Raw genomic sequence first — 23,710 nt, 5'->3', positions numbered from 1 at the left:
TCAGCAACAAAAAAACGCCACCTACATCCGGGCGGGCCAACACGCATTTCACGCCTGCGACGGCGGCGATTCGGGATGCAGTCCGCGAAGCGAGATGCGCCGCAGTGTCATTCACTGCAAGCAACTCGTGACAAAGGAATGCGCCCGAATCGCCCCCGTCCCTTCGGGTTGCCGCAGGAAGGCGCGTCTGCGGCGTTGCGCCGCTTGGCAAGGGATGGCCCTTGCCGGCGCGACGCGCCTTGCATCCATCGCTTTCCTGCGGCAACGCAGACGCGAAATGCGTGTTGGTCCGCCCGGGGCAGCGCCGATGAAACGCAACTGGCCGTCGCGAAGTTCCAGCATCCTGCGGAAGCCGTCCCGCCACACGGCAGGCGCAGCAAACGGCAGGATCCCTTCAATCACCAGCAACAGCCCGATTGCAGCCAGCCAGTCGGGGCCGGTCACTGACCGCCGGCGGCACGCGGATTCTTCATGTACTTGAAGAAGTCTGCGCTGGGGTCGAGCACCATCACGTCGCTCTTGCTCGCGAAGCTCTCGCGATATGCCTGCATCGAACGGTAGAACGCATAAAACTCGGCATTCTTGCCATACGCGGCCGCATACACAGAAGCCGCCTTGGCATCGCCCTCACCCTTGACGCCCTGGGCGTCCCGGTAGGCCTCGGCAACGATCACGTCCTTCTGCTTGTCGGCATCGGCCCTGATCTTTTCAGCTTCGGCCGCGCCGGTCGAACGCAGCTCGTTGGCCACCTGCTTGCGTTCGGCTTCCATCCGGCGATAGACGTTTTCCGATACCGCCTCAGGCAGATCGACCCGCTTGATTCGAACGTCCACCACCTGCACGCCGATCGCTCGCGCGTCCTGGTCTGCCTTGGCGCGGATGATGCTCATGATTTCCTCGCGACTTCCCGACACCACCGTGTTGATGGTGCGTCGGCCGAACTCGGCACGCAAGCCATCGTTGACCGTCTGGTTCAGACGAATCTGCGCCCGCCGCTCATCGCCGCCGACCGACACATAGAACTGCCGGGCATCGATCACCCGCCATTTGATGAACGAATCCACCAGCACGTTTTTCTTTTCCGAGGTAATGAAGCGCTCGGGATCGGTCGCCTCCATCGTCAGGATGCGCGTATCGAAATAGCGCACGTTCTGCACCAGCGGCAGCTTGAAATAGAGGCCGGGCTTGGTCTTCACCGATACCACCTCACCCAGCTGGAACACCAGGGCGTTCTGCCGCTGGTCCACCGTGAACGTGCTGGCGCTCAGAACCACCAGCAACGCAATCAGCGCAATCAGGATAAAACCGAGATACTTGCTCATGGCCGCTCCTCCCGATCACGGTTGCGGAGGGCATCGCGCGAGCGCGTGTCCATGGGCGCGGTTGTCGTAGCTGGCGGTTGCGACAGAGAACCCGGGCCACCGACATAGGGCTGACTCACGGTCTGCTGCAATTTGTCGAGCGGCAGATACAGAAGGCTGTTGCCGCCCTTCTGGTCCACCAATATTTTGCTGGTGTTGTTCATGACGGTCTGCATGGTGTCGAGATACATACGCTGGCGCGTGACCTGAGGCGCCTTCTGATATTCGGTAAAAATTTGCGCAAAGCGACTGGCCTCACCCTCGGAGTTGGCAATCACCGACAGCTTGTAACCCTCGGCCTCTTCAGTCAGACGCGACGCCACACCCCGGGCGCGCGGCACGATGTCGTTAAAATAGGCCTCGGCTTCATTTTTCAGGCGTTCACGATCCTGCCCGGCCTTCACCGCATCATCGAACGCGGCCTGCACCTGCTCGGGCGGCTGGATATTCTGCAGGGTCACCTGGCTGATGCTGATACCGGTGCTGTAGCGATCAAGGATCTGCTGCAGCAACGCCTTGGCGCTCGCTGCAATTTCAGCCCGGCCTTCATACAGCACAAAATCCATCTTGTTTTTGCCGACGATTTCGCGCATCGCGGTTTCAGCCACTTGAAGCACCGTTTCTTCGGGCCCACGATTAACGAACAGGAACTCGACCGGATCTTTCAGGATGTACTGGACAGCAAACTGCAGATCAATGATGTTCTCATCTTCAGTCAGCATCAGCGATTCTCTCAGCACCTTGCTCTTGACGTCGCTGCGATAGCCGATTTCAACGGTGCGCACCTGATCGACGTTGACCACCTCGCGCGACTCGATCGGCCACGGCAGATGCCAGCGCGGCCCCGGCTCGGTGGTCTCGACATATTTGCCGAAGCGAAGCACCACACCGCGCTGGCCGGCGTCGATAATGTAAAATCCGCTCGCCACCCACACCAGCGCCAGCGCGCCAATCAGCAAGCCGACCAGACCGCCGCTCGGCAAGCCGCCCGTGGAAAGGCCGCCGCCACCACCACCATCCCCGCCGTCACCGCCGCCGCTGTCCTTGCCGCCGAACATGCCACTGAGGCGCTGATTGATGCGGCGCCAAATCTCGTCAAGGTCGGGCGGTCCGCTGTTTTTGTTGCGGTTGCCGTTGTTGCCCCATTGGGGATCGTTCCATGCCATATCGATTTATTCAGAGATAACTTCAGTTGGAGGAGAGGTGTCGTCTGGCACGCCGGCTTCAAGCCGAACACGGCCGGCGCCAAGAATTTCTGACAGCGCCTCGCGTAAAAGTTCAAGTCCCGCGCCAGTTTGCGCGGACACATACACGCTTTGAAGTTTACCATATTCGCCGCGCCCCACTCCCGGCGCCACGCCCGTCAGATCGAGCTTGTTGTAGACGCGAAGTTGCGGTACGGCATCTGCACCGATTTCATGCAGTACCTTTTCGACCGCCTCGATCTGGCGCTCGCGTCCGGGGCTGGACGAATCGATCACATGCAGCAGCAAATCGGCTTCGGCCGTGGCCTCCAGCGTAGCGCGGAAGGCCGCCACCAGATCGTGCGGCAGCCGGGTGATGAAGCCGACCGTATCCGACAGCACCACTTCGCCCACCTGAGGTAAATAGATCTTGCGCGTGGTGGTGTCGAGCGTGGCGAACAGCTGGTCGGCCGCGTAGGCATCGGCGCGCGTCAGCGCATTGAACAGGGTGGACTTGCCCGCATTGGTGTAGCCCACCAGCGCAACTGACAGTACGTTCTGGCGCGCACGCGAACGCCGCTGGGTGCGGCGCTGCTTGCCCAGCTTGGCGAGCCGCTCGCGCAGTGCCTTGACCCGCGTGCCGATCAGGCGGCGGTCGGTTTCCAGCTGTTTCTCGCCAGGGCCGCGCATGCCGACACCGCCGCGCTGACGCTCGAGGTGGGTCCAGCCGCGCACCAGACGCGTAGACAAATGCTGCAACTGGGCCAGTTCGACCTGCAACTTGCCTTCCGCACTGCTGGCACGGCGGGCAAAGATATCCAGGATCAGGCTGACGCGGTCGATCACCCGGCAGTGCAGGCGACGCTCAAGATTGCGTTCCTGCGCGGGCGACAACTCATGATTGAAAATGACGACATCGGCTTCGGTGGCCGCCACCAGCGCCGCGATTTCATCGGCCTTGCCGCTCCCCACAAACAGTGCGGCGTCCGGACGGCTGCGCTTGCCCTGAACTTCCCCCTGGATATCGAGCCCCGCCCCCGTTGCCAGCAGGCGCAACTCGGCCACGCTTTCGGCAAAATCCGGCGTCCCGAAATCGAGTGCCACCAGGATGACGCGTTCCCCGCCCGCGTGCCGCTCAATCAACTGCGATTCTCCACGCAGCCGGCCGCAGGTGCGTCATGATCGGGCATGCACGTCGCGGCCCCTGTCACAATTGGCGTAGCTCACACGCACACCATGCGGGGCGCGACATGGTTCATACGGGAATCGGGTATTCAAGCAGTGTCCAGGAAAGGTGCGGCCGGGGATTCAGCCTGCACCCCATTCTAGTTCAAGATTGCGCCGGTTGCGGCCGCAACATGCTTCAGATCCCGGCAGGCGGCAGGCTGACAATGACGGCGCCGCCCTCTTTTCTTTCCACCGCCAGGGCGCCTTTTTTTTGCGCGTCGTCCAGAATCTTGCCAAACGCGCTGTAGCCATATTCAGACTCGCTGAAACCCGGGCGAATACGCTTGATCGTGTTCTTGATCAGGGACGCCGAAATGGAACCTTCGCCGCCCCGCTCCGCCACCAGTTGCTCCACCGTGCTCACCACGATTTCAATCGCCTGGCCCTTCTTCTCTTCAGCGCTCGGCTCGGCCTTGACCGCGGCCCGGCCCTCGTCGGCTGCCGCCGTTTTTTCCGCCGCCGGACGGGCTCGCCGCCGGGTCGGGCTCGCCGCCTTGGGCGCGCCACCAACTGCCTCTATTAGGGGCTGGGCAGGCGTCGCCGGCTTTTTAGCGGGTGCTTTGGGCGGCGCCTTGATCTGCACCAGGTCTTCATAAAAAATGAACTCGTCGCAGTTTCCGATCAACAGCGACGACGCCGAGCCACGCACGCCGATTCCGATCACGCTCTTGCCGTTTTCCTTGAGCTTGGAGACCAGCGGCGAAAAGTCGGAATCCCCGCTGATGATCACAAAGGCATCGATATGCGTCTTGGTGTAGCAAAGGTCGAGCGCATCCACCACCATGCGGATATCCGCAGAATTCTTGCCCGACTGCCGCACATGCGGAATCTCGATCAGCTCAAACGCCGCCTCATGCATGTCCCGCTTGAATTCCTTGTAGCGGTCCCAGTCGCAGTAAGCCTTCTTCACCACAATGCTGCCCTTGAGCAGCAGCCGTTCAAGAATGGGGCGAATCTTGAAATCGGGGTAGTTGGCCTCTTTAATGCCAATGGCCACGTTTTCAAAGTCACAAAACACGGCAATGTTGCGGTTATCCGGTGTGGTCATCGTTCTTTCCCATGGGTAATCGGTCTTGTTCTCGATGATCAGGTTTTGTCGGCCAAACCTTTGGTCAGCAAGGCGGCAACGGTTTCATTGATGCCCATCTGGCTCGCTTCTGCGAGGGCATGAATCTGTTTCACCAACTCGCCATCGAGCTTGACGGCAAACGCGACCAGGCCCTGCGCCTGCTCGAGTTTGCGCTGTTCGCGGCGCGACGCGACCGCCCCGGCCGCATTGCCAAAGCGATCCGGCGTGCCGGCTTGTTTCATCTGGCCCGTGATTTTCAGGCCTTCGTTTCTGTCGAGATCGGATTTCTTCATGGGTTTTCCCTGGATTGCTTAGTAAATACGATGTCAATGGCCTGTGCTATTGAAGCCACGCCCTCTGCCTTACGCAGAACAGATGACAGCATAAGCGATGCAGCCGCGTTACGCTTATTTCGTCGCCCTGCCCCATCAACGACCTAACAGGGGGTGGGGGTTGAAGTGTGAATCCGCCGAACAAGCGCTACTTATCCAGGCCCCTTCTTTTGCTTGCGCAAGACAACAAAAAAGCGCGGTTGAAGCCGCGCTTTTTTGTTGTCAAAATTCATTCTCAAGCGCACAAAAAAACCGGGGTCATCAGACCCCGGCTCATAATCAGCCTAAGTGCTGCTGAAAATTACATCTTCCAGCTGTACTGGATACCCAGCGAATTTTGGTACATCTCGATCTTGTCCGTGCCACCAAAATTCGGGTTATAGCCAGAGACATCGTTTTTGAATGCGTGCATGTAAGCCATCGTCACTTCATTGCCGGACGCCAGCGTGTAGGTGAATCCCAGCGTGACATGATCCTCGATCACAGCTGGCGCCAGGATGTTGAGCATCACTTCGGCGCAGTTTTCTGATCCGGCCCCGCAACCTGCCGCATTCGTGCCCTTGATCGGGCTGTCGGTATGGCTATAACCGGCCCGTAGCGTCAGTTTCGGAGTGTACTTGTACTCCATCCCGAGTTTCCAGACATCCATGTCATCCCAGCCAAAGCCCGGGCCATTGTTAGCACCCAAGCTACCAGGCGACGCCACAGGGTTGCCGACCGAATTGATCTTGCTGTAGTTGATGCGCTGATAATCCAGCGCCAGCTTGACCACCGGGGTCGCCTGCCAGGCCACACCGAGGTTGTAGTTCTCGGGAATATCAAACCCGCCCTGCTCGGCAAACAGACCAGCATACTTGCCGAACTCGTCGAATTTCATCTGGGAAGCATATGCCGCCCCAATGGACACGGTCGGGGTGATCTTGCCCATGTATCCGACCCGCACGCCATAGCCGAAGGCATCGTCATAGCCCAGGTTTCCGCCTGCTCCATTCATGACGCCAAAAGCTTGCAAACCTTCTGCCTTGAAACGCTGATAACCCAACAGCGGCGAAATACCAATCGAATGGTTAGGCGCAACTTTAAACGCGGCTGTCGGCGCGACGATCAACTGCATCAGGTCAACGCCCAGTCTACCCTTGCCGCAAAGCCCGTTAAACAAACCAATATCAGCAGGTGTTGGGGTACCACTTCCATCTGCATCGCAAAACCCAGTCACACCAGAATTAATTGCATTACCCGAATAATTCGTGTTCATCCCGCCATTGCCGTACACCGTGACACCCAGCGCCAGGTTGGGGTTGACCATCTTGTTGTACCCGAACTCCGGGATCAGGAAATAGTTGGAATCGCTCTTCGAAGAGAAATCGCGGCCCGGCTCCGGGCCAAAAGTCCCAGCGCTACCAGTTCGGCTGGCCTCACGAATCGGGCTAAACAAATCCACACCCAGATCCAGCCGGTTGCCCGCAAACGCCATGGAAGCGGGGTTGTTGGCGCCGCCGAAAGCGTCGTCCGAGCTGGCGGTGGAGGCGCCGGCCATGCCCTTGGCTTTCATGCCATTGCCATGCGCGAAATAACCATTAGTAGCGAAAGCGCTGCCAGCCAGACCAGCCAGTGCCATGAATGCGAATACACGTGTGAACTTCATTGTTGTCTCCCAGGGGCAAAAGTACTACAGATAAACTGCTTGAATGACCTGACCCGAAGGCTACGCCGGCACTAGGGTTTAGACAAGCCAGTCAGCTCATCTGCTCCAAACAATCCAGTCGCGTGTGGTACAAAAGACACATAAAAAAATGAGCCGAATAAATTCGGCTCATTTTCATCAGGCGGTCATCGGTCGTTCGGATGCGGCTTCTTAGATAAACAGGCAGACGTCGGTCTCGCCAGCAAATTCGAAGAAGGTGGCGGCGCCGCCGTATTCGAGGCCATCGATGAAGTCGGAATGCGCAAAGCCGAACAGCTCAACCGTCATTTGGCAGGCAATGAATTTGACTTCGGCTTCCTGGCACAGCTCGCGCAGTTCGGGGATGCTAGCCACGCCGTTGTTGGCGATGGTCTGCTTCATCAGGGCCGTTGCCACGTTTTCATAACCGGGGATGATGGCCTGGATGGCGTTGGGCATGTTCCAGTTGATGCTCTTGAACCACTTGGGGCCGAACGGCATCTTCATCGGCATGCCGGGGTTGCCCAGGGGGCTGACCTTGAGGACAGACAGATCCTTGCGGAGGAGCTGGAGGCCATAGAAAGTGAAGAAAATCTGGGTTTCATAACCCAGCGCGGCCGCCGTGGAGGCCAGGATGAACGGGGGGTAAGCCCAATCCAGCGTGCCCTTGGTGGCGATGATGGCCATTTTTTTAGTATCCATGTATCTCTCCTTTACCCGGTCAAAAAAACAGCGCCGCGTGTTCGAAGGAACAGACGGCGCTGATTTTAATTTCTTGCTTACTTTTTCTTCATGAAGAAGGTGAATTCGCCACCCGCTTCGGCCGTGGACAACAGTTCATTGCCGGTCTGCTTGGCGAAAGCGGCGAAATCCTTGACCGAACCCGGGTCGGTGGACAGGATTTTCAGCACTTGGCCGCTGGTAACTTCTCCCAGGGCTTTCTTGGCACGCAGGATGGGTAGGGGGCAGTTCAGACCACGTGCATCAAGTTCTTTATCGAAATTCATTGGGTTCTCCTTACACTAAATCAATTAAATCAGTATGTACTAAAAATCGCTGCGGTACAGTAAACCAGAAGTTCCCCCATTGCAACCGAATTTGCTGCACAACGGGGCAAATCTGGGGGGACTTGAGTGCCTTGCCTTGGGATTTAACGTAGCAGGCTAAGCGCGTTGCCTGAACGCGCCCAGGCCATGATGCCGCCAGCCAGGTTATGCATGTTGTCGAAACCTTTGGAGGCCATGAACGCGCAGGCCTGAGCCGAGCGCGCGCCTGAGCGGCAATAGATCACCACGGGTTTGTCCTGGGGAATATCGGCCGCACGCAGCGGCAACAAGTGCAGCGGGATGTGGATGGCGCCATCGATCACGCCTTGTGCGACTTCGGCCTCGGTGCGCACATCGATCAGATGTGCGCCTTTGGAGGCGATTTCCGCAACGTAGCTGGGATCGACTTCCTTGAAACCTGACAGTCCAAACATAAAGGTCACACTCCTGCAATGGAGAAATTAGTGTTTTCTAATATACCCCAAAGCGGGGGGCTCGCCAAGAGTGGGGCTCTGCCCCCGCTACCCCTGTGGGAGCGGCGCCCCGCCGCGATTTCGTGCCGTCGCGATCACCACGGCATCGGGCCGAGGGCGGCCCTCCTACGACAGGCGGCTTGGAAAGGCCGTTGCTTAGCAGCGCTGGGCGCCGTGATAAAGGTTGACGACATGGCGGGCCTCTGCGAAGAACAGCCAGCGTTCGACTGCGGCGCCGCCAAGGCCGGCAAGGGCGGCGATGATGGCTGCGGTTTGGCCGCCTTGCTGGTTGAAGACCCACATCAGCATCAGGCCGGGCAACGCAAAGCCCAGCACGAACACCACGGCCTTGAGCAAACTGGCTCTCTGCCGCGCGATCTGGAAGCCGAATTCCTGGGTGAGGAAGGTGCCGTGAGTGTGGCCGGTGTCGAGCAGCTTGACTTGGGCGCGGGTGAGGCCGGTGGCGGTGTTGATGGTCGGCGACAAGCCGGGGCTGCGGATCCAGAAGTAGTAGATCGCTTTCAGGACCGCGGCGATGGAGACGATCAGCGCCGACATCGCGATATAAGGGGTGGTGTCGAGACCGGCGAGAACCGCGCCCAGCAGCAGCAGCAGACTGCCGCTGGCGTAGCCCAGCGCCAGGTAGTTGGCCGGCACCAGCGGGGTGTTCCACTGGCGGATGGTTTTCAGACAGGCGTAGATCATGCCGGTGGAGAACACCGTGACCCAGGCCATCACAGCGGCCAGGAAGCCGCTGCCGACACGCAGCCACTGTGGCGCCTCGAACATGATGCTGCCGAGATAGATCAGGGCCAGCGGCATGAACACTACGGCAAACACCCCCTCGCGCGCCAGCCACGAGGTGCGGAAGCGGCTGAAGGCACGCCAGGCGTTTTTCGGATTGGCGAGGTGAAAGGTGGACGCCAACAGGCCGAACACGACCAGCGCCAGCGCAATGATGCCGCCCGCGACGAGCTGATCCTGGCTGAAACCGCCGCCAAGCTTGAAGAAGTCGGCAATAAACAGCAGCGAGAACAGGCCGAAGCCGGCGCCCGATGCCACGGTGAAGAAGATGACTGAGAAAGCGGGATGCATGGCTACTCCTGGCGCTATTTTTTAATGACGACGCAATGTAAGGGAAGCACGGTTTAGCGGCGCACCAGCCTGTTGGCGAACTGCTTGATACTTTCCTTCAAGCCACCTTTGGGTTTGGTCTCAACCGGAATCACCGGCTTGCTGCGTGGCGGCAGGTACTGATTGGTCGGGTTGTAGTTCAACTCGGGCATCAACGAGAAGCCGCTGCGCTCGCGCACGGTGCGCGACACCGCCGAATCGGGGTCGTCGAAATCGCCAAACATGCGGGCATGCGCTGGGCAGACCAGCACGCACGCGGGCTGGCGCTCTTCGACCGGCAGTTCCTGGTCGTAGATGCGGTCGACGCACAGGGTGCACTTCTTCATCGTGCCACTGGAGCGGTCGAGCTCACGCGCGCCGTACGGGCACGCCCACGAGCAATAGTTGCAGCCCATGCATTTGTCCTGATCGATCAGTACGATGCCGTCTTCGGGACGCTTGTACGACGCGCCGGTGGGGCACACGGTGACGCACTCGGCACTCTCGCAGTGCATGCACGACATCGGGAAGTTGATCGTCTTGTTGTTCGGGTACTCGTCCATTTCGTAACTGCGAATCCGGTTAAACCACACGCCCGACGGCTCAGCTCCATAGGGCTGGTAGTCCGTCAAGGGGCCGATGGTGCCGGAAGCATTCCATTCCTTGCAGGCGATGGCGCAGGCATGACAGCCCACGCATACGTCGAGGTCGACGACTAATCCAAGTCTCATAATTTTGCTCGCTTAATTGATCCCAAGTTTTTCACCACAGAGGCACGGAGACACAGAGAACAAACAAGATATTGCGGCACGCTGCCCGATCATCCATCGGGTGAAAGCCGGGTCCAATGCAATACATTGATTGAACGATTTTCTCTGTGTCTCCGTGCCTCTGTGGTTCAACTGTCTTCCCCAGATTTATCGGGTGCTGCTTAGTTTTTTTTGTGGTCGCGCGCGTCGTAACGCAGCACGTCGGGGCGCGCGTAGTCGTCACCCGGCAGTTTCTTCAGCGCGTCGAACTGCGGCCAGGAGCCGGTCTCACCCGGTGCGGCTTTCCAAATTTTTACGCGCAGGTCGAACCACGCCGCCTGGCCGGTCACCGGGTCGGAGTTGGTGACGCGGCGTTCGCCGGCCTTTTCCGGCAGCAGCTCGGAAATCAGGTGGTTGAGCAGGAAGCCCTTGGTCGCCTCGGAAGCGTTTTCCTTCAGGCCCCAGGCACCCTTCTGCTTGCCGATGGCGTTCCAGGTCCAGATGGTGTCTTCCTGGGTGCCTTCCATGGTCTTGGCCTGGCAGCGGATCTTGCCGTTGTGCGACTCGACCCAGATCCAGTCGAAGTCCTTGATGCCCATTTTCGCCGCCTTGCGCGCGTTCATGTACATGTAGTTCTGCGCCATGATCTGACGCAGCCACACGTTCTGCGAATCCCACGAGTGGTACATGAACATGGGGCGCTGGGTCAGCGCGAAGAAGGGGTATTCGTCCTTGTTGACACGCTGCTGCTCGAGCGGCTCGTACCACATCGGCAGCGGGTCGAAGTACTTCACCAGGCGCTCGCGGTCGACCTGGTTGTTGGGCTGCGGACCGTCGTACAGGCCCTGCCCCGCCAGGCGGAATTTCTGCAGCGGCTCGGAATAGAACTGCATGATGATGGGCTCGGCCTTGCCGACGAAACCCACATCGGCCGCCACGTCGAGGTAGTCCTTGTTGGCGAAGCGCATGTATTTCTGGCTGTCGGGCCAGTGGTGGGCGAAGAAACTCTGGTTCTCGATGTACTTTTCCCACTGCCTGGGATTGGGCTCGCCCTTGAGCGACTGGGTGCCATCCTTGCCGCGCCAGCCGGCGAGGAAGCCCACGCCCGGCGAACGCTCGTAGTTGACGATGAAGTCGGGATAGTCCTTGAACTTGGGCGTGCCGTCCGGCTTGGTGAAGGCCGGGAATTTCAGGCGCCCCGCCAGCTCGACCATGACTTCCTGCCACGGCCGCACGTCACGCTCGGGCTTGACCAGCGGATAACGGATGGCGTCGGCCGCCGCATCCGGCTCGGAAATCGGCCGGTCGAGCAGCGAAATGCAGTCGTGCCGTTCGAGATAGGTGGTGTCCGGCAGGATCAGGTCGGCGAAGTTGGTCATCTCCGAATGGAAGGCGTCGATCACCACCAGGAACGGGATCTTGTACTGGCCGGGCTCTTCCGGATCCCTGGCGCGCAGCATGTCCTGGATGTTCGACGTGTTCATGGACGAGTTCCACGCCATGTTGGCCATGAACAGGATCAGCGTATCGAGCGCGTAGGGATCGTGGTTCGCCGCGTTGGTGATGACCATGTGCATCAGGCCGTGCGAGGACAGCGGCGTCTCCCAGGAGAAGGCCTTGTCGATGCGCAGCGGGTTGCCGAATTCGTCGATCACCAGGTCTTCCGGACACGTCGGGAAACCGAGCGGCGGACGCGACAGCGGGGTGTTCGGCGCGTTGATGATGTCGATGTTGTTTTCCGGCAGCTGGTGCGGCGGGATCGGCTTCGGATACGGCGCGCGAGCGCGGAAGTTGCCCGGCGAATCAAGCGCGCCCAGCAGCATCTGGATCATGTGGATCGCGCGGCAGGAATGGAAGCCGTTGGAATGCGCAGCGATGCCGCGCATCGCGTACATCGCCACCGGGCGGCCAACCACCTTGTCGTGCTTGCGGCCCCACACGTCGGTCCACTCGATCGGCAGCTCGACCGTTTCCTTGAACGCGACGTGCGCCATTTCCAGCGCGATGCGCTCGATGGTTTCGGCCGGCAGGCCGCATTCCAGCGCCACATTTTCAGGCGCATAGCGTTCGTCGAGATAGCGTTCGACCATCAGCGACATCACGGTCTTGACGCGACGGCCGTCCGGCGCCACATATTCGCCGAACAGCGCCGGGGCGATGTCGCCGTCGATGCCGTTCCTGAACGCTTCCTTGTCGATGTCCCAGATCAGCGGATGATCGTTCTCGTCCCGCAGGAACAGGCCGTCGCCCTTCTGCCCCGGGCTCTGCACCACCAGCCAGGAGGCGTTGGTGTAGCGCACCAGGAATTCGTAGTCGAATTGCTCGTGCTTCAGCAGCACGTGCACCATCGACATGGCCAGCAAGCCGTCCATGCCCGGCTTGATCGGCAGCCATTCGTCGGCAATCGCCGAATAGCCGGTGCGCACCGGATTGATGGTAACGAACTTGCCGCCCTTACGCTTGAGCTTTTCCAGACCAATCTTGATCGGGTTGGACGAGTGGTCTTCCGCCACGCCCCACATCAGGAAGTACTTGGCGTAATCCCAGTCTGGTGCACCGAATTCCCAGAACGAGAAACCGATGGAATAGAGGCCGGCCACCGCCATGTTGACCGAGCAGAAACCGCCGTGCGCCGCCCAGTTTGGGGTGCCGAACTGCTGCGCCCACAGGCCGGTCAGCGCCTGCATCTGGTCGCGCCCGGTGAAGTAGGCCAGCTTGGACGGGTCGGTCGCGCGGATCTCTTCCAGACGGTTGGTCAGCACGTCGAGCGCCTGTTCCCAGGAAATCGGCTCGTAAATGCCTTCGCCGCGTTCGGTGCCGGGCTTGCGCATCAAGGGCTGGGTCAGCTTGGCAGTGGAATACTGCTTCATGATCCCGGCCGATCCCTTGGCGCACAGCACGCCCTGGTTGGTGGGATGGTTGCGGTTGCCCTGGATAAAGCGGACCTTGTTGCCCTCCATCGTCACCTTGATGCCGCAACGGCACGCGCACATGTAGCAGGTGGTGTACTTGATTTCCTGCGCGTCGTGATTTTCGAGTTTGATCTTGGCGTTCATACGGTCTCTAAGCTCAAAATGGTCCCCAGCGGTTCCGCAATGGAACTGCATTTTCCTGTCGGATATTAGGTGACTGCTGGAAGCAGCGCCAGCGCATCGGCGCTGGATGCTGTGGGGACGGCTATATATTAAAGGTTTCGAATATATTGTTATTTTGCACTTCAAGCCGCCCACCTGGCAAGTAAAACGGCTGATATCCCTATAAGCCGTTCTAATAATATTCCTTATTTATCGAGGGGTTAAACGCCCCGATTCACGCTGTTTCGACCGGGCCGGCAATTCAGCCAGCAGCGATTCGATCACCTCGAGCGCTTCGTCTTCGTCCCATTCGGTCGGCCCGGTCAGCACGTAACGCACGCGGCCCTGCGCATCCAGCAGAAAGGTGGTGGGCAGGGCAAAGACTTTCCAGCGTTGGGTGTTGCTGCCGTCGGGATCGAGCAGGATCGGAAAACCCAGCTTCATTTTGAACAAAAATGCATTCACCTCCTCTGGCGTTTCGGCGCTGTCGAGCGCGACGATGGCCAGCGGCCGCCCTTTCATCTTCACCCGCAGCCGCTCCATCGACGGCATTTCACGCAGGCAGGGCGGGCACCACGACGCCCAGAAATTGAGCAGCACCACCTTGCCGCGGTAGTCGGCCAGGGTCCTGGTGGCGCCCGTCAGGTCCTGCGCCTTCAGTTCCGGCGCCGGCGTGGCGGCGCGCGCCTCGAATCCGGCAGCCTGCGCGCCGACGTTCAGCAGCAGACCCAGTGCACAAGCCATCAGCAATCGTTTCATTGACATCCCCAGTCATTCAATTCACGCAGCAGCATGGCATCCATGCGACGACTCTCGGCCATCTCGAATTCGGTTGGCGTTTCGCGCATCCAGTAGCCTTCGCGCAGGTTTTCCAGAATTACATGGCTGGTCAACGCTCCCTGTTTCGTCAGATGGTCCAGCAGGCCAGGCAGCCAGGGCGTGGCGGCCGAACGGCGCGGCTGCAGCACCCGCACCGGCAAGCCGGACAGGCGCCCCACATCGAGAAAATCCGGCGCGGTCAGCGGTTCCGCCACGGTATAGAGATTCGGATACATCAGCAGCACGCACAACTGTTGCCGCTCGACCGGTTGCAGCAAGGCGGCGGCGCGCAGCAGCGGCACCGCGGCGCGCGACACCGCATACACGACGACCCGCTTGCCGCCGGCCTGTGCGGCGCGCAGCCAGTCCGCCATGTCCTGCACCGGCACGCTGTCCATGCTGCTCGGCAGCTGCGGCAGGAAATAGGCGCTGACGGGGTCGAGCGACCACACCGCCATGCCGCGTTCGGCCAGCTGCTGCGCGGCCTGCAATTCGGGTTCGGCGCGCCCGCGTTCGGATGCCACCCACAGCAGCAGGCGCGCGCCTTCGGCCGGAAAGGCCCGGTAGTCCGGCATGTCGGCCCGCGCCGCGAACGAACATGCCCATACGCTCAACAACAGAAATCTGAAAAAACGCATACGATTTTTTAAAATTTTTTACGCCGCCATCGTGCCGCGGCACGGCAAATGGCACAAGAGGATGTTTTGACCAGATGAATGTTTACAACGGGGCGCGCCAGTGGCCGGAGCGCCCACCCTGCTTTTCCAGCAGCCGGATGTCCGACATCGTCATGCCGCGATCGACCGCCTTGCACATATCGTAGATGGTCAGCAGCGCCACACTGACGCCGGTCAAGGCCTCCATCTCCACCCCGGTCTTGCCGACGGTTTCGGCCGTCACCCTGCAGGCGATCGACGATTCGGCCTCGTCGTGACTGAATTCCACCGCCACTTTCGTTAGCGCAATGGGGTGGCACAACGGGATCAGTTCGGCGGTGCGCTTGGTCGCCTGGATCGCCGCGATGCGCGCGATGCCGAGCACATCGCCCTTGGCCGCCTGACCGCCGAGAATGCGCGTCAGCGTATCGGGTAACATGCTGATCCGGCCGCTTGCCACGGCAACGCGCCGTGTGTCGTCCTTGTCCGCAACGTCGACCATGACAGCGCGGCCACGTTCATCAAAATGGGTGAATTCGCTCATGCCAGGGAACCTTGTCGTGAATTTCCGCATCGTAATCGAAATGAACCTGACTTCCTTCATCCCCGCTTGCTGATGCTGCGCACCCTGCTCGCGCTCACGCTGGCGATTCAGCCGGTTTTCGCCGCCGACCTGCCCGATCTGGGCGAGGTGTCGCGGCAATATTTTTCCGACCAGGAAGAACAGGCGCTGGGACGCGCCATCATGCGTGACGTCTACGCCGACCCGCGCTACCTGGACGACCCGGAAATCGAAACCTATCTCAACCAGCTCGGCTACAAGCTCGTCTCGGTCAGCACGCGCAACCAGCGCGAATTCAACTTCTTCGTCGTCGACGATCCCAGCATCAACGCCTTTGCCATGCCGGGCGGCAACATCGGCGTGCACACCGGCCTGCTGCTTTCCGCGCAAAGCGAATCCGAACTGGCAAGCGTGGTGGGGCACGAAATCGCCCACGTCACCCAAAATCACATCGCGCGCATGATCGCCTCGCAAAGCCAAAGCCAATGGCCAACCATGGCCGCGCTGGCGCTGGCGCTGCTGGCGGCGCGCTCCAACCCCAATGTGGCAAGCGCGGCGATTGCCTCCACCCAGGCCTTTTCCATCCAGAACCAGCTCAACTACAGCCGCGACTACGAGCGCGAGGCCGATCGCCTGGGCTACGAAATGCTGACCCGCGGCGGCTTCGATCCGCGCGGCATGAGCGGATTCTTCAACCGCCTGGAGCGTGCCAACCGGTTTTACGACAGCAGCGCGCCAGCCTATCTGCGCACCCACCCGCTCACCACCGACCGCATCTCCGACATGCAGTCGCGCAGCGAAACCGCGCCCTATCAGCAGGTTGCGGACGGCCTGGACTTCCAACTGGTGCGCGCGCGCCTTCGTGCGCAGGAAAACAGCCCGGCCGACGCCGTGCTCGCCGCGCGCAATGCGCTGAAGGACAAACGCTACAGCAGCGAAACCGCCGCGCGCTATGGCCTCGTCACCGCGCTGGTACGGGCACGCCAGTTCAAGGCGGCCGAGGCCGAGGTGCAAAAGCTGCTGTCAGGCAAGCCGGCGCATCCGATGATCCAGCAACTGGCGGCCCACGCCGCGCTGGCAGCCGGCACCCCGGCGCTCGCCCTGCAGCGCTATCAGACAGGCAGCGAGACCCATCCCGGCTACCGCCCCCTGCAGTACGGCTATGTCGAGGCACTCCTGGCTACGGGGCGCAGCCAGGATGCGCTGGCCCGGGTCGACCGTCAGCTTGCGCTGTATCCGCTCGACCGTCGCCTGTGGCGGCTGGCCGCCCAGACACATGCTCAGCTGGGCCAGCGCCTGCTCAGTCATCGCGCCCAGGCGGAGGCGACCGCATTGAGCGGCAACCTGGTCGCCGCCATCGAACAAATCAGTCTCGGCATCAAGGCAGGCGACGGCAGCTTCCACGAAATGTCAGCGGCCGAAGCGCGGCGCCGCGAATGGCAGGAAGCCGAAAAATCACAGCGCAAGAATTAACCACTGTATGCGCAAGCCCATATTGGGTGCGGCTGGTAGGAATTTACCCTGCGATATAAACGCAATAAATGGGGGCTAGGCCTTGCGTGGCAAAAACAAATTCCACTATGCTTCGGCTCATCCATCACTGGATAGCGTTCACTGCAGGGCACGCCCGGGCGGAAAGCGCTTTCATCACCATGTTAAAAATTAGGAGGATGACTATGCGAAAGTTGCATCAAGTAGCAGCGGCCTGCGCGATCAGCGCCATCATGCTGTCGGGTAGTGTGCTGGCACAAGCTACGGCAACCCCGGCTGGCGCAGCTGCCCCCAAGAAGGAAGAAACCGGCAAGGACATCGCGTTTAACCGCAGCAAAGGCAACTGCCTGGCCTGCCACGCCATGCCCACGTTGCCGGACGCAGTTTCAGCCGGCATGTATGGTCCGCCGCTGATCGCCATGAGCGCACGCTACCCCAGCAAGGTCAAACTGCGCGCCCAGATCTGGGACGCCACCGTGGCCAACCCTTCTTCCAGCATGATCCCGTTCGGCAAGCATGGCGTGCTGTCGGAAGCTGAAATCGATAAAGTGACCGACTTCGTGTACGGTCTGTAATTACCCGTTGCATTGTTCAATCAGGAGATTCGCCCATGAACGCACTTCGTAGAAACGTATTGAAAGGCGCCGCTGGCGCAGGCGTCGTGGCTGTGGCCGTGGCCGCCGGCCTGCTGAAGCCGACCCAGGCGATGGCCGCCTGGAACAAGGCCGCCTTCGAGGCCAAAAACGTCGGTGACGCGATGAAAGGCATCGGTGCGGCCAGCCCGGCCGACAGCAAGGACATCACCATCAAGGCGCCGGACATCGCCGAAAACGGCGCCGTGGTGCCGGTGGAAGTGACCAGCGGCATCGCCGGCACCACCAGCATCGCGATCCTCGCCGAGAAGAATGCGTCGCCCCTGGTTGGCAACTTCAACCTGTCCGGCGGCGCCCAGGGCTTCATTTCCACCCGCATCAAGATGGGCCAGACGTCGCTCGTCCGTGCCGTGGTCAATGCCGGCGGCAAGTCCTACACGGCGGCCAAGGAAGTGAAAGTCACCATCGGCGGCTGCGGCGGTTAATCAGCCCCCTGTCCCCCACATTCATATTCAGGAAAGGAAAGCAAAATGGCTCAACCCATGCGTATCCGCGCCACCATGGCAGGCGACCTCGCCGACGTCAAAGTGCTGATGAACCACCCGATGGAAACCGGTCTGCGTAAAGACGCCAAAACCGGCCAGCTGGTGCCCGCCCACTTCATCACCGAAGTGAGCGCCGCCATCAACGGCGCCCCCGTGATGACCGCCGAAATGAGCGGCGGCGTGTCCAAGAACCCCTACCTGGGTTTCAAGGTCAAGGGTCCCAAGGCCGGCGACAAGGTCGTCGTCAGCTGGCTCGACAACAAGGGCGACAAGAACAGCGCCGAAGCCACCATCGGCTAAATCAGGCAGCACACGAGCGGGGCACCCAGCCCCGCTCCCGCTTTATTCATCAAGTTTCTGGAGGACGGCATGAAACAAAAAATCATTATGAAACTGCTGGCAGGCATGGCCGGTTTGGGCATTGCCTTGGGCGCGGTCACGGTCCATGCTTCGCCCGAGAAGGATCGTCAGGAATTGACCAAGTACTACACGGACAAGTATCCCAACATCAAGGTCGAAGACTACGTCTACGGCGCGCTGGCCTTTGAGCCTGACGCCAAGGCCCAGTACGACGCGATCATGGAATTTCCGCCTTTCGATTCGCAGGTCGAGGCCGGACGCAAGCTGTGGGAAACGCCGTTCAAGAACGGCAAGACCTACGCCAGCTGCCTGCCCAACGGCGGCAAGATGATTGCCGGCAACTATCCGATATTCGACGAGGCCAAGGGCAAGGTCGTGACGCTGATCGATGCCATCAATGACTGCCGCACAGCCAACGGTGAAGAAGCCTACAAGGTCGGCGACAAGGCCACCCTGGGCCAACTGACCGCCTACATGCGCACGCTGTCCGACGGCATGTTGTCGAACGTCAAGGTCGAGGGCCCCAAGGCAACGGCCGCGTATGAAGACGGCAAGAAGACCTTCTTCAGCCGCAAGGGCCAGCTCAACTTTGCATGCGCCAGCTGTCACGTGCAGAACGCCGGCGTCCATCTGCGCTCCGAGCTGATTTCGCCGGCCGTCGGCCATACCGTGCACTGGCCGGCGTTCCGCGGCGGCGACAACCTGGTGCAGCTGCAGCAACGCTACATGGGCTGCTTCAAGTCGGTGCGCGCCGTGTCGGCGCCACAGGGCAGCACCACGCTGAACAACCTGGAGTACTTCCACTCGGCGCTGTCCAACGGCCTGCCGCTGAAAGCCTCGGTGTTCCGCAAGTAACAAGCAGTCAAGCTGAATGAAAAGCCCGGGCGACCGGGCTTTTTCTTTTTCGTTCGCGCGCAAATAACCCGGCATGCATGAGCCGGAGCTACTATTTACGGGCAATGCGCCAGAATAGACAATATTGAAAACCATCACGCATCATTCATTCCCGAGGAGAGCCCCATGCATATGAACCGTCGCGAGTTTCTGCAGCTGCTGGCCGTCGCCGCCGCGTCCGGCATGGCGCTTGACAGCAAGTCTGCTCTGGCCGGCAACGCGCCCGCCAATTTCTACGACGTGCCGCGCCACGGCAACGTCTCGTTCCTGCACTTCACCGACTGCCACGCGCAACTGCTGCCGGTGTGGTTCCGCGAGCCCAACGTCAATCTGGGCGTCGGCGCTGCCCTCGGCAAGGTGCCACACCTGGTCGGCCAGCATCTGCTGAAGGAATACGGCATCAAGCCCGGCGGCGCCGAGGCCCACGCCTTCACCTACCTCGACTTCACCGAAGCCGCCAAGGTCTACGGCAAGGTCGGGGGATTTGCTCACCTGAAAACCCTGGTCGACAAGATGCGCGCGCAACGCCCTGGCGCCTTGCTGCTCGACGGCGGCGACACCTGGCAGGGTTCGGCCACCTCGCTGTGGACCAATGCGCAGGACATGGTCGACGCCTGCATCAAGCTGGGCGTCGACGTCATGACCCCGCACTGGGAATCCACCTTCGGCGCCAAGCGCGTCATGGAGATCGTCAACAAGGACTTCAAGAAAGCCAACATCGATTTCGTCGCGCAGAACATCGTGACCAACGACTTCGGCGACCAGGTGTTCAAGCCCTATACCATCAAGGAACAGAACGGGGTGAAGATCGCCGTGATCGGCCAGGCCTTCCCCTACACGCCGATTGCCAACCCGCGCTGGATGGTGCCGGACTGGAGCTTCGGCATCCGCGACGACAGCATGCAGAAATGGGTGGACGAGGCGCGCGCCAAGGGCGCCCAGGTTGTCATCGTGCTGTCGCACAACGGCATGGACGTCGACCTCAAGATGGCCGGCCGCGTCACAGGTATCGACGCCATCTTCGGCGGCCACACCCACGATGGCGTGCCGCAGCCGGTGAAGATCAAGAACGCCAAAGGCATGACCCTGGTGACCAACGCGGGCTCCAACGGCAAGTTCCTCGGCGTGATGGATTTCGAGGTCAAGGGCAAGCGCGTGACCAGCTTCAAGTACCGCCTGCTGCCGGTGTTCTCCAACCTGCTTCCGGCCGATCCGGCGATGGACGCGTACATCAAGAAAGTGCGCGCGCCTTACGAGAGCAAGCTCAGCGAGAAACTCGCCGTGTCGGACGACTTCCTGTATCGCCGCGGCAACTTCAACGGCACCTGGGACCAGCTGCTGGTCGACGCGATGATGGCGGTCAAGGGGGCGGACGCTGCCTTCTCGCCCGGCTTCCGCTGGGGCACCACGCTGCTGCCGGGCGACGCCATCACGATGGAACGCCTGATGGACCAGACCGCGATCACCTACCCGCAGACCACGCTGACCAGCATGACGGGCGAGATGATCAAGACCATCATGGAGGATGTCGCCGACAACCTGTTCAACGCCGACCCCTACTACCAGCAGGGCGGCGACATGGTGCGCGTGGGCGGCATCGAGTACACCATTGCGCCCAACGCGGCCATCGGCAAGCGGATCGGCAGCATGACCATCAAGGGCAAGCCGGTGGCTGCCAGCAAGACCTACAAGGTCGCTGGCTGGGCGCCTGTAGCGGAAGGAGCAACCGGCGAACCGATCTGGGACGTCGTCGCGACGTACCTGCGCGACAAGAAAGTGATCAAGGGCTTGAAACTGAACGAGCCCAAGATCATCGGGGTCGGCAAATCCAACCCGGGCATTGCCAACTATAAAGGCGGGGTGTCCTGAGCGTATCCTCGTAACCAAAAAAAGGGGCGCAAGCCCCTTTTTTTGCGTCTGCAGCAAGCTCAACCCCTCGCCGGCACCCGTTTCCATGGGGTGCGCGGTTTCGGGCGGGCTTGCGCGAGTTTCCGCAATAAGGCCTGCTGCAATTCGGCCGGCGTGGGCAGTGCCTGTCCGAACAACTGCTGTTCCATCCGGCGGACTGCGTCTGCCACATCGCATCCCCTGGTTTCCCGCGCCAGGCGGCGCTGCCATTCACCGAGACTGGACGCGGGAGGCTGTCCTGTGAACGAAAACTGTCGTACCGCCTGCGCCAATTCCGCGATGCCCTGTGCCTGCCGGATCGCGCGCAGGCCGCGCCGACGCGCCATCCGCCAGCGCGCCATGCGACGGATCTGCCAGGCCAGCGCGGCCAGCAACAGCACACCCGCCAGGCCGCCCGCCACCTGTCGGGCAAGTTGCAAGCGCGGATCGAACACCGCAATCGAACGACCCGGCAACACTTGACTGGCTAGCCGGTCGCGCGCCGGGTCATACCAAGGCAGGTTCAGGGTCGGCAGCGTGACTTCACCGCTTGCACGCGGCTGCAGGAACAGGGTGACGGCGTAACGCGACAAGGGCGAATTCGGGTCTTCGGACGCCACCGGCTCGATCAGCGGCGGATACACGCCGAGGGCGGGCGACTCGCGCAACTGCAGGTCGAGCAGGGCCTTGAGGCCGTCCGCGCTGTAGCCGCCCTCCACTTCAAGGCGCCAGCTGAGCGGACGCTGCAGGGGCCAGCGCGCCGGCAGCGGCTCGGCATGAACGACCGGGGCGACCGGCGGCACGTGGGCCGGCAGCCAGGCCGGCAAGGCGGCGGCCTGGTATGAGAGGGACGGCCCCGGAAAACGCAGGCGCTGGCCGAACCGAGTGGCGTCGAGCATGGGCACGGTGAGCGTGGCTGCGCCGCCCTGGGTGGCGAGCAGCGCCCAGTGATACCGGTGCAGGGTGCAGGCTTCGCCCGCGCGTTCGGCTTCGCCCTCGTCTTCGCCGAGGCTGCGCACGATGCGCCCGGTATGCGTCGGCAAGGCCGGGCGCTGCCATTGCAGACTGCCGTCGTCGCAGATTGCCAAGGTCAGTCGAACCGGCTGGTTCACCTGCGGTTGCGCGGGTTCCAGCGTCCAGTTCGCCGTCACCCTCGGCATGCTGTCGCTGCCGTCGGTCACTGCCAGCGGCAGCGCAGCGGTGCGCCTCGCCTCGACCTGCAGCGGCGGGATCTGCACGCGACCAACAGCGCGCGGGTACAGCGTCAGCACCAGGATTTCGCTGTCCGTACCCCGGCTCAGCGTGCGCCCGAATACATCGAAGTTCGCGCCGAGCGGACCGACATCCAGCGCCTCGAGACTGAGGCCCTGTGCCTGCAGCGTCAGGCCCACCGGCTCGCCCAGCGCCACGCTCGTCTTGTCCAGGCGCGCGCTCAGCGACCCCGCGTTTGCCAGGCCGCCTGCCAGCAGGGACATCAGCAAAAGCGTTTTCACCATGGCGGCCGCTCCGCATCGTCGTGGCGGGCATCCTGCTTCAGCAGGTTGTGCAGCAGGGTGGTGGGCTGGTCCTGCAGGCGATCCAGCTTTTTCAGGCCCGACAGCGCCAGCCGGGGATCGACCCGCAGCGCCTGACGCGGCGCAGACGCGCCGGGCGCATGAGCCCCGCTAGCGCCCGGCGTGCCGCGGTCGATCTGTACGCCGGCTGCTTCTGATTCAGGGTCGTCGGGTGTCGGGCCGGTTTGACCATCCAGTTGAATCTGCCCTTCGGCCAGAAATCCACGGCGGCCGCCAAGATCGCTCTGCATCGGCGTCTCGGGGCGCTGGCGACGCAGACGTTGCCAGGCAAGCTCGCGGTTGGCGCCGGCCCGGGTGTCGCCAGGGCGCACACGCAGCACGGTTTCGAACGCCTCGAAGGCGGCCTGCCACTGTCCGCGCCCGTAGTACGCGTTGCCCAGGTTGTAGAGCGCATCCGCGCGCTGATCGTCGTTTTCCGCCAGCAGCAGGGCAGCGCCGAAGTGGCGCGCCGCCGCTGTGTACTCCGCCAGCTTCCAGGCGGCCGCGCCCGCGCCCATCTGTCCGCGATAGCCGCCAGCCTCTGCATACAGGGTTTGCGCGCGGGCGTACTGCTTCTGCTGCCAGGCCTGCCAGGCTGCGGCTTCGTCGGCCAGCACATCGGTCGGCACAACGGCAGCACCCCAGACCGCCAGCGCGACCAGCACCACCACCCGCCGCGGCAGGTAAACGGCCATCAGCAGCGCCAGCGCCGGTGCCAGACACCAGGCATAGAGTTCGCGCCATGCGGCAGCCGTCTCCGGCGCGAGCGGATCGCCAGGCAAGCCGGCGATGCCGCCATCATGCAGCGCCGACCAGTCGGCGTCGCCGTCGCTGACCACGGCGAAGCGCCCGCCGCTGGCGATCGCCCACTGGCGGTAGGCATTCGCCGCCATGCGGCTCGTCACCTGCACGCCGTCCGTTTCGGCAAAGCCGCCGTCGGGAAGCGGCACCGAAGCGCCCGCCTCGCTGCCCACGCCCAACACGAACAGCGGCATCGCGGCCTGGCGCAGGGCTTCAACTGCTGTTTGCGCGGCCGCATCGACGCTGTCGGTTTCGGCA

Annotated in this window: 23 protein-coding genes and 1 pseudogene; 6 read left to right on the top strand and 18 right to left on the bottom strand. The window is 61.6% G+C overall.

Features of this window, described 5'->3' with window-relative positions; genetic code table 11:
* Positions 1–303 precede the first annotated feature (303 nt).
* The 16 genes and pseudogenes from ABW22_RS16685 to moaC all read right to left on the bottom strand — a co-directional run.
* A pseudogene (locus ABW22_RS16685) lies at positions 304–444 on the bottom strand (DUF2065 domain-containing protein); the annotation flags it as partial.
* Complete coding sequence (gene hflC, locus ABW22_RS05290) at positions 441–1,322, bottom strand: protease modulator HflC (protein ID WP_059752795.1); 882 nt, start codon at positions 1,320–1,322, stop codon at positions 441–443. The gene hflC and the pseudogene ABW22_RS16685, both read right to left, overlap by 4 nt.
* Positions 1,319–2,527 carry an FtsH protease activity modulator HflK gene (hflK, locus tag ABW22_RS05285; protein WP_059752792.1) on the bottom strand — a complete coding sequence of 403 codons (1,209 nt, stop codon included), beginning with the start codon at positions 2,525–2,527 and terminating at the stop codon, positions 1,319–1,321. Before hflK ends, hflC begins: the two co-directional genes overlap by 4 nt.
* A gap of 6 nt (positions 2,528–2,533) precedes the next feature.
* Positions 2,534–3,688 carry a GTPase HflX gene (gene hflX / locus ABW22_RS05280; protein WP_059752788.1) on the bottom strand — a complete coding sequence of 385 codons (1,155 nt, stop codon included), beginning with the start codon at positions 3,686–3,688 and terminating at the stop codon, positions 2,534–2,536.
* Between the two features lie 220 nt (positions 3,689–3,908).
* Positions 3,909–4,820, bottom strand: a complete 912-nt coding sequence (locus ABW22_RS05275; protein WP_059752784.1) for an NYN domain-containing protein — start codon at positions 4,818–4,820, stop codon at positions 3,909–3,911.
* A gap of 38 nt (positions 4,821–4,858) precedes the next feature.
* Positions 4,859–5,134, bottom strand: a complete 276-nt coding sequence (locus ABW22_RS05270) for a hypothetical protein (RefSeq protein ID WP_059752779.1) — start codon at positions 5,132–5,134, stop codon at positions 4,859–4,861.
* A 340-nt stretch (positions 5,135–5,474) separates the two neighbouring features.
* Entirely contained in the window at positions 5,475–6,818 is a 1,344-nt protein-coding gene (locus tag ABW22_RS05265) for an OmpP1/FadL family transporter (protein ID WP_059752774.1), read from the bottom strand.
* A gap of 210 nt (positions 6,819–7,028) precedes the next feature.
* On the bottom strand, positions 7,029–7,538 hold the full coding sequence (gene dsrE2 / locus ABW22_RS05260) for a sulfur carrier protein DsrE2 (RefSeq protein WP_059752769.1): 510 nt from the start codon (positions 7,536–7,538) through the stop codon (positions 7,029–7,031).
* Between the two features lie 77 nt (positions 7,539–7,615).
* Positions 7,616–7,843 (bottom strand): sulfurtransferase TusA family protein, encoded by a 228-nt coding sequence (locus ABW22_RS05255; protein ID WP_059752766.1) that lies wholly within the window; start codon positions 7,841–7,843, stop codon positions 7,616–7,618.
* A gap of 143 nt (positions 7,844–7,986) precedes the next feature.
* Positions 7,987–8,316 carry a rhodanese-like domain-containing protein gene (locus ABW22_RS05250; protein ID WP_059752763.1) on the bottom strand — a complete coding sequence of 110 codons (330 nt, stop codon included), beginning with the start codon at positions 8,314–8,316 and terminating at the stop codon, positions 7,987–7,989.
* Between the two features lie 195 nt (positions 8,317–8,511).
* The gene (locus ABW22_RS05245; RefSeq protein WP_059752759.1) at positions 8,512–9,450 is read right to left on the bottom strand and encodes a dimethyl sulfoxide reductase anchor subunit family protein; all 939 of its coding nucleotides are present in this window, start codon (positions 9,448–9,450) and stop codon (positions 8,512–8,514) included.
* 53 nt (positions 9,451–9,503) lie between these two features.
* On the bottom strand, positions 9,504–10,199 hold the full coding sequence (locus ABW22_RS05240) for a 4Fe-4S dicluster domain-containing protein (protein WP_059752755.1): 696 nt from the start codon (positions 10,197–10,199) through the stop codon (positions 9,504–9,506).
* A 200-nt stretch (positions 10,200–10,399) separates the two neighbouring features.
* Entirely contained in the window at positions 10,400–13,273 is a 2,874-nt protein-coding gene (locus tag ABW22_RS05235) for a molybdopterin oxidoreductase family protein (protein WP_059752750.1), read from the bottom strand.
* 228 nt (positions 13,274–13,501) lie between these two features.
* Positions 13,502–14,050 (bottom strand): TlpA family protein disulfide reductase, encoded by a 549-nt coding sequence (locus ABW22_RS05230; RefSeq protein ID WP_237763235.1) that lies wholly within the window; start codon positions 14,048–14,050, stop codon positions 13,502–13,504.
* Positions 14,047–14,748 carry a hypothetical protein gene (locus ABW22_RS05225; protein ID WP_059752740.1) on the bottom strand — a complete coding sequence of 234 codons (702 nt, stop codon included), beginning with the start codon at positions 14,746–14,748 and terminating at the stop codon, positions 14,047–14,049. Before ABW22_RS05225 ends, ABW22_RS05230 begins: the two co-directional genes overlap by 4 nt.
* An 82-nt stretch (positions 14,749–14,830) precedes the next feature.
* Positions 14,831–15,310 (bottom strand): cyclic pyranopterin monophosphate synthase MoaC, encoded by a 480-nt coding sequence (gene moaC, locus ABW22_RS05220; protein ID WP_059752737.1) that lies wholly within the window; start codon positions 15,308–15,310, stop codon positions 14,831–14,833.
* A 72-nt stretch (positions 15,311–15,382) separates the two neighbouring features.
* Between moaC and ABW22_RS05215 the strand changes: the two genes are divergently transcribed.
* The 6 genes from ABW22_RS05215 (at position 15,383) to soxB (ending at position 21,080) form a co-directional block, all read left to right on the top strand.
* The gene (locus tag ABW22_RS05215) at positions 15,383–16,801 is read left to right on the top strand and encodes a M48 family metalloprotease (protein ID WP_059752834.1); all 1,419 of its coding nucleotides are present in this window, start codon (positions 15,383–15,385) and stop codon (positions 16,799–16,801) included.
* A gap of 203 nt (positions 16,802–17,004) precedes the next feature.
* Positions 17,005–17,394, top strand: coding sequence for a sulfur oxidation c-type cytochrome SoxX (gene soxX / locus ABW22_RS05210; protein WP_059752734.1), 390 nt, complete (start codon positions 17,005–17,007; stop codon positions 17,392–17,394).
* 35 nt (positions 17,395–17,429) lie between these two features.
* A complete protein-coding gene (soxY, locus tag ABW22_RS05205) occupies positions 17,430–17,897 on the top strand; it encodes a thiosulfate oxidation carrier protein SoxY (RefSeq protein WP_059752730.1) in 468 nt (155 codons plus the stop codon).
* 45 nt (positions 17,898–17,942) lie between these two features.
* Positions 17,943–18,257 carry a thiosulfate oxidation carrier complex protein SoxZ gene (gene soxZ / locus ABW22_RS05200; protein WP_059752724.1) on the top strand — a complete coding sequence of 105 codons (315 nt, stop codon included), beginning with the start codon at positions 17,943–17,945 and terminating at the stop codon, positions 18,255–18,257.
* A 69-nt stretch (positions 18,258–18,326) separates the two neighbouring features.
* Positions 18,327–19,172: a sulfur oxidation c-type cytochrome SoxA gene (gene soxA, locus ABW22_RS05195; RefSeq protein WP_059752721.1), complete on the top strand. Its 846-nt coding sequence runs from the start codon at positions 18,327–18,329 to the stop codon at positions 19,170–19,172.
* Positions 19,173–19,337: 165 nt separating this feature from the next.
* Positions 19,338–21,080 carry a thiosulfohydrolase SoxB gene (gene soxB, locus ABW22_RS05190; RefSeq protein WP_059752718.1) on the top strand — a complete coding sequence of 581 codons (1,743 nt, stop codon included), beginning with the start codon at positions 19,338–19,340 and terminating at the stop codon, positions 21,078–21,080.
* 59 nt (positions 21,081–21,139) lie between these two features.
* Here soxB and ABW22_RS05185 read toward each other — a convergent pair whose 3' ends face one another.
* Together ABW22_RS05185 and ABW22_RS05180 are read right to left on the bottom strand one after the other, a co-directional pair.
* Entirely contained in the window at positions 21,140–22,594 is a 1,455-nt protein-coding gene (locus ABW22_RS05185) for a BatD family protein (protein ID WP_059752715.1), read from the bottom strand.
* A partial coding sequence (locus tag ABW22_RS05180; RefSeq protein ID WP_162264470.1) for a tetratricopeptide repeat protein occupies positions 22,588–23,710 on the bottom strand: 1,123 nt, incomplete at its 5' end. The genes ABW22_RS05185 and ABW22_RS05180, both read right to left, overlap by 7 nt.

The organism is Thiobacillus denitrificans, from assembly GCF_001530125.1.
Classification (GTDB): Bacteria; Pseudomonadota; Gammaproteobacteria; order Burkholderiales; family Thiobacillaceae; genus Thiobacillus; species Thiobacillus denitrificans_C.
Note: the sequence above shows the minus strand (reverse complement) of the source record. Positions and strands in the feature narration are given on the sequence as shown.

What these genes read in the sequence shown, in the direction of transcription:
- soxB (WP_059752718.1), top strand. Translation starts at nt 19,338, where the DNA reads ATGCATATGAACCGTCGCGAGTTTCTGCAGCTGCTGGCCGTCGCCGCC.
- dsrE2 (WP_059752769.1), bottom strand. Translation starts at nt 7,538, where the DNA reads ATGGATACTAAAAAAATGGCCATCATCGCCACCAAGGGCACGCTGGAT.
- ABW22_RS05275 (WP_059752784.1), bottom strand. Translation starts at nt 4,820, where the DNA reads ATGACCACACCGGATAACCGCAACATTGCCGTGTTTTGTGACTTTGAA.
- ABW22_RS05250 (WP_059752763.1), bottom strand. Translation starts at nt 8,316, where the DNA reads ATGTTTGGACTGTCAGGTTTCAAGGAAGTCGATCCCAGCTACGTTGCG.
- ABW22_RS05235 (WP_059752750.1), bottom strand. Translation starts at nt 13,273, where the DNA reads ATGAACGCCAAGATCAAACTCGAAAATCACGACGCGCAGGAAATCAAG.
- ABW22_RS05265 (WP_059752774.1), bottom strand. Translation starts at nt 6,818, where the DNA reads ATGAAGTTCACACGTGTATTCGCATTCATGGCACTGGCTGGTCTGGCT.
- ABW22_RS05255 (WP_059752766.1), bottom strand. Translation starts at nt 7,843, where the DNA reads ATGAATTTCGATAAAGAACTTGATGCACGTGGTCTGAACTGCCCCCTA.
- hflK (WP_059752792.1), bottom strand. Translation starts at nt 2,527, where the DNA reads ATGGCATGGAACGATCCCCAATGGGGCAACAACGGCAACCGCAACAAA.
- ABW22_RS05185 (WP_059752715.1), bottom strand. Translation starts at nt 22,594, where the DNA reads ATGGTGAAAACGCTTTTGCTGATGTCCCTGCTGGCAGGCGGCCTGGCA.
- hflC (WP_059752795.1), bottom strand. Translation starts at nt 1,322, where the DNA reads ATGAGCAAGTATCTCGGTTTTATCCTGATTGCGCTGATTGCGTTGCTG.
- ABW22_RS05240 (WP_059752755.1), bottom strand. Translation starts at nt 10,199, where the DNA reads ATGAGACTTGGATTAGTCGTCGACCTCGACGTATGCGTGGGCTGTCAT.
- ABW22_RS05270 (WP_059752779.1), bottom strand. Translation starts at nt 5,134, where the DNA reads ATGAAGAAATCCGATCTCGACAGAAACGAAGGCCTGAAAATCACGGGC.
- moaC (WP_059752737.1), bottom strand. Translation starts at nt 15,310, where the DNA reads ATGAGCGAATTCACCCATTTTGATGAACGTGGCCGCGCTGTCATGGTC.
- soxY (WP_059752730.1), top strand. Translation starts at nt 17,430, where the DNA reads ATGAACGCACTTCGTAGAAACGTATTGAAAGGCGCCGCTGGCGCAGGC.
- ABW22_RS05225 (WP_059752740.1), bottom strand. Translation starts at nt 14,748, where the DNA reads ATGCGTTTTTTCAGATTTCTGTTGTTGAGCGTATGGGCATGTTCGTTC.
- soxA (WP_059752721.1), top strand. Translation starts at nt 18,327, where the DNA reads ATGAAACAAAAAATCATTATGAAACTGCTGGCAGGCATGGCCGGTTTG.
- soxX (WP_059752734.1), top strand. Translation starts at nt 17,005, where the DNA reads ATGCGAAAGTTGCATCAAGTAGCAGCGGCCTGCGCGATCAGCGCCATC.
- ABW22_RS05215 (WP_059752834.1), top strand. Translation starts at nt 15,383, where the DNA reads ATGCTGCGCACCCTGCTCGCGCTCACGCTGGCGATTCAGCCGGTTTTC.
- ABW22_RS05230 (WP_237763235.1), bottom strand. Translation starts at nt 14,050, where the DNA reads ATGAAACGATTGCTGATGGCTTGTGCACTGGGTCTGCTGCTGAACGTC.
- ABW22_RS05245 (WP_059752759.1), bottom strand. Translation starts at nt 9,450, where the DNA reads ATGCATCCCGCTTTCTCAGTCATCTTCTTCACCGTGGCATCGGGCGCC.
- soxZ (WP_059752724.1), top strand. Translation starts at nt 17,943, where the DNA reads ATGGCTCAACCCATGCGTATCCGCGCCACCATGGCAGGCGACCTCGCC.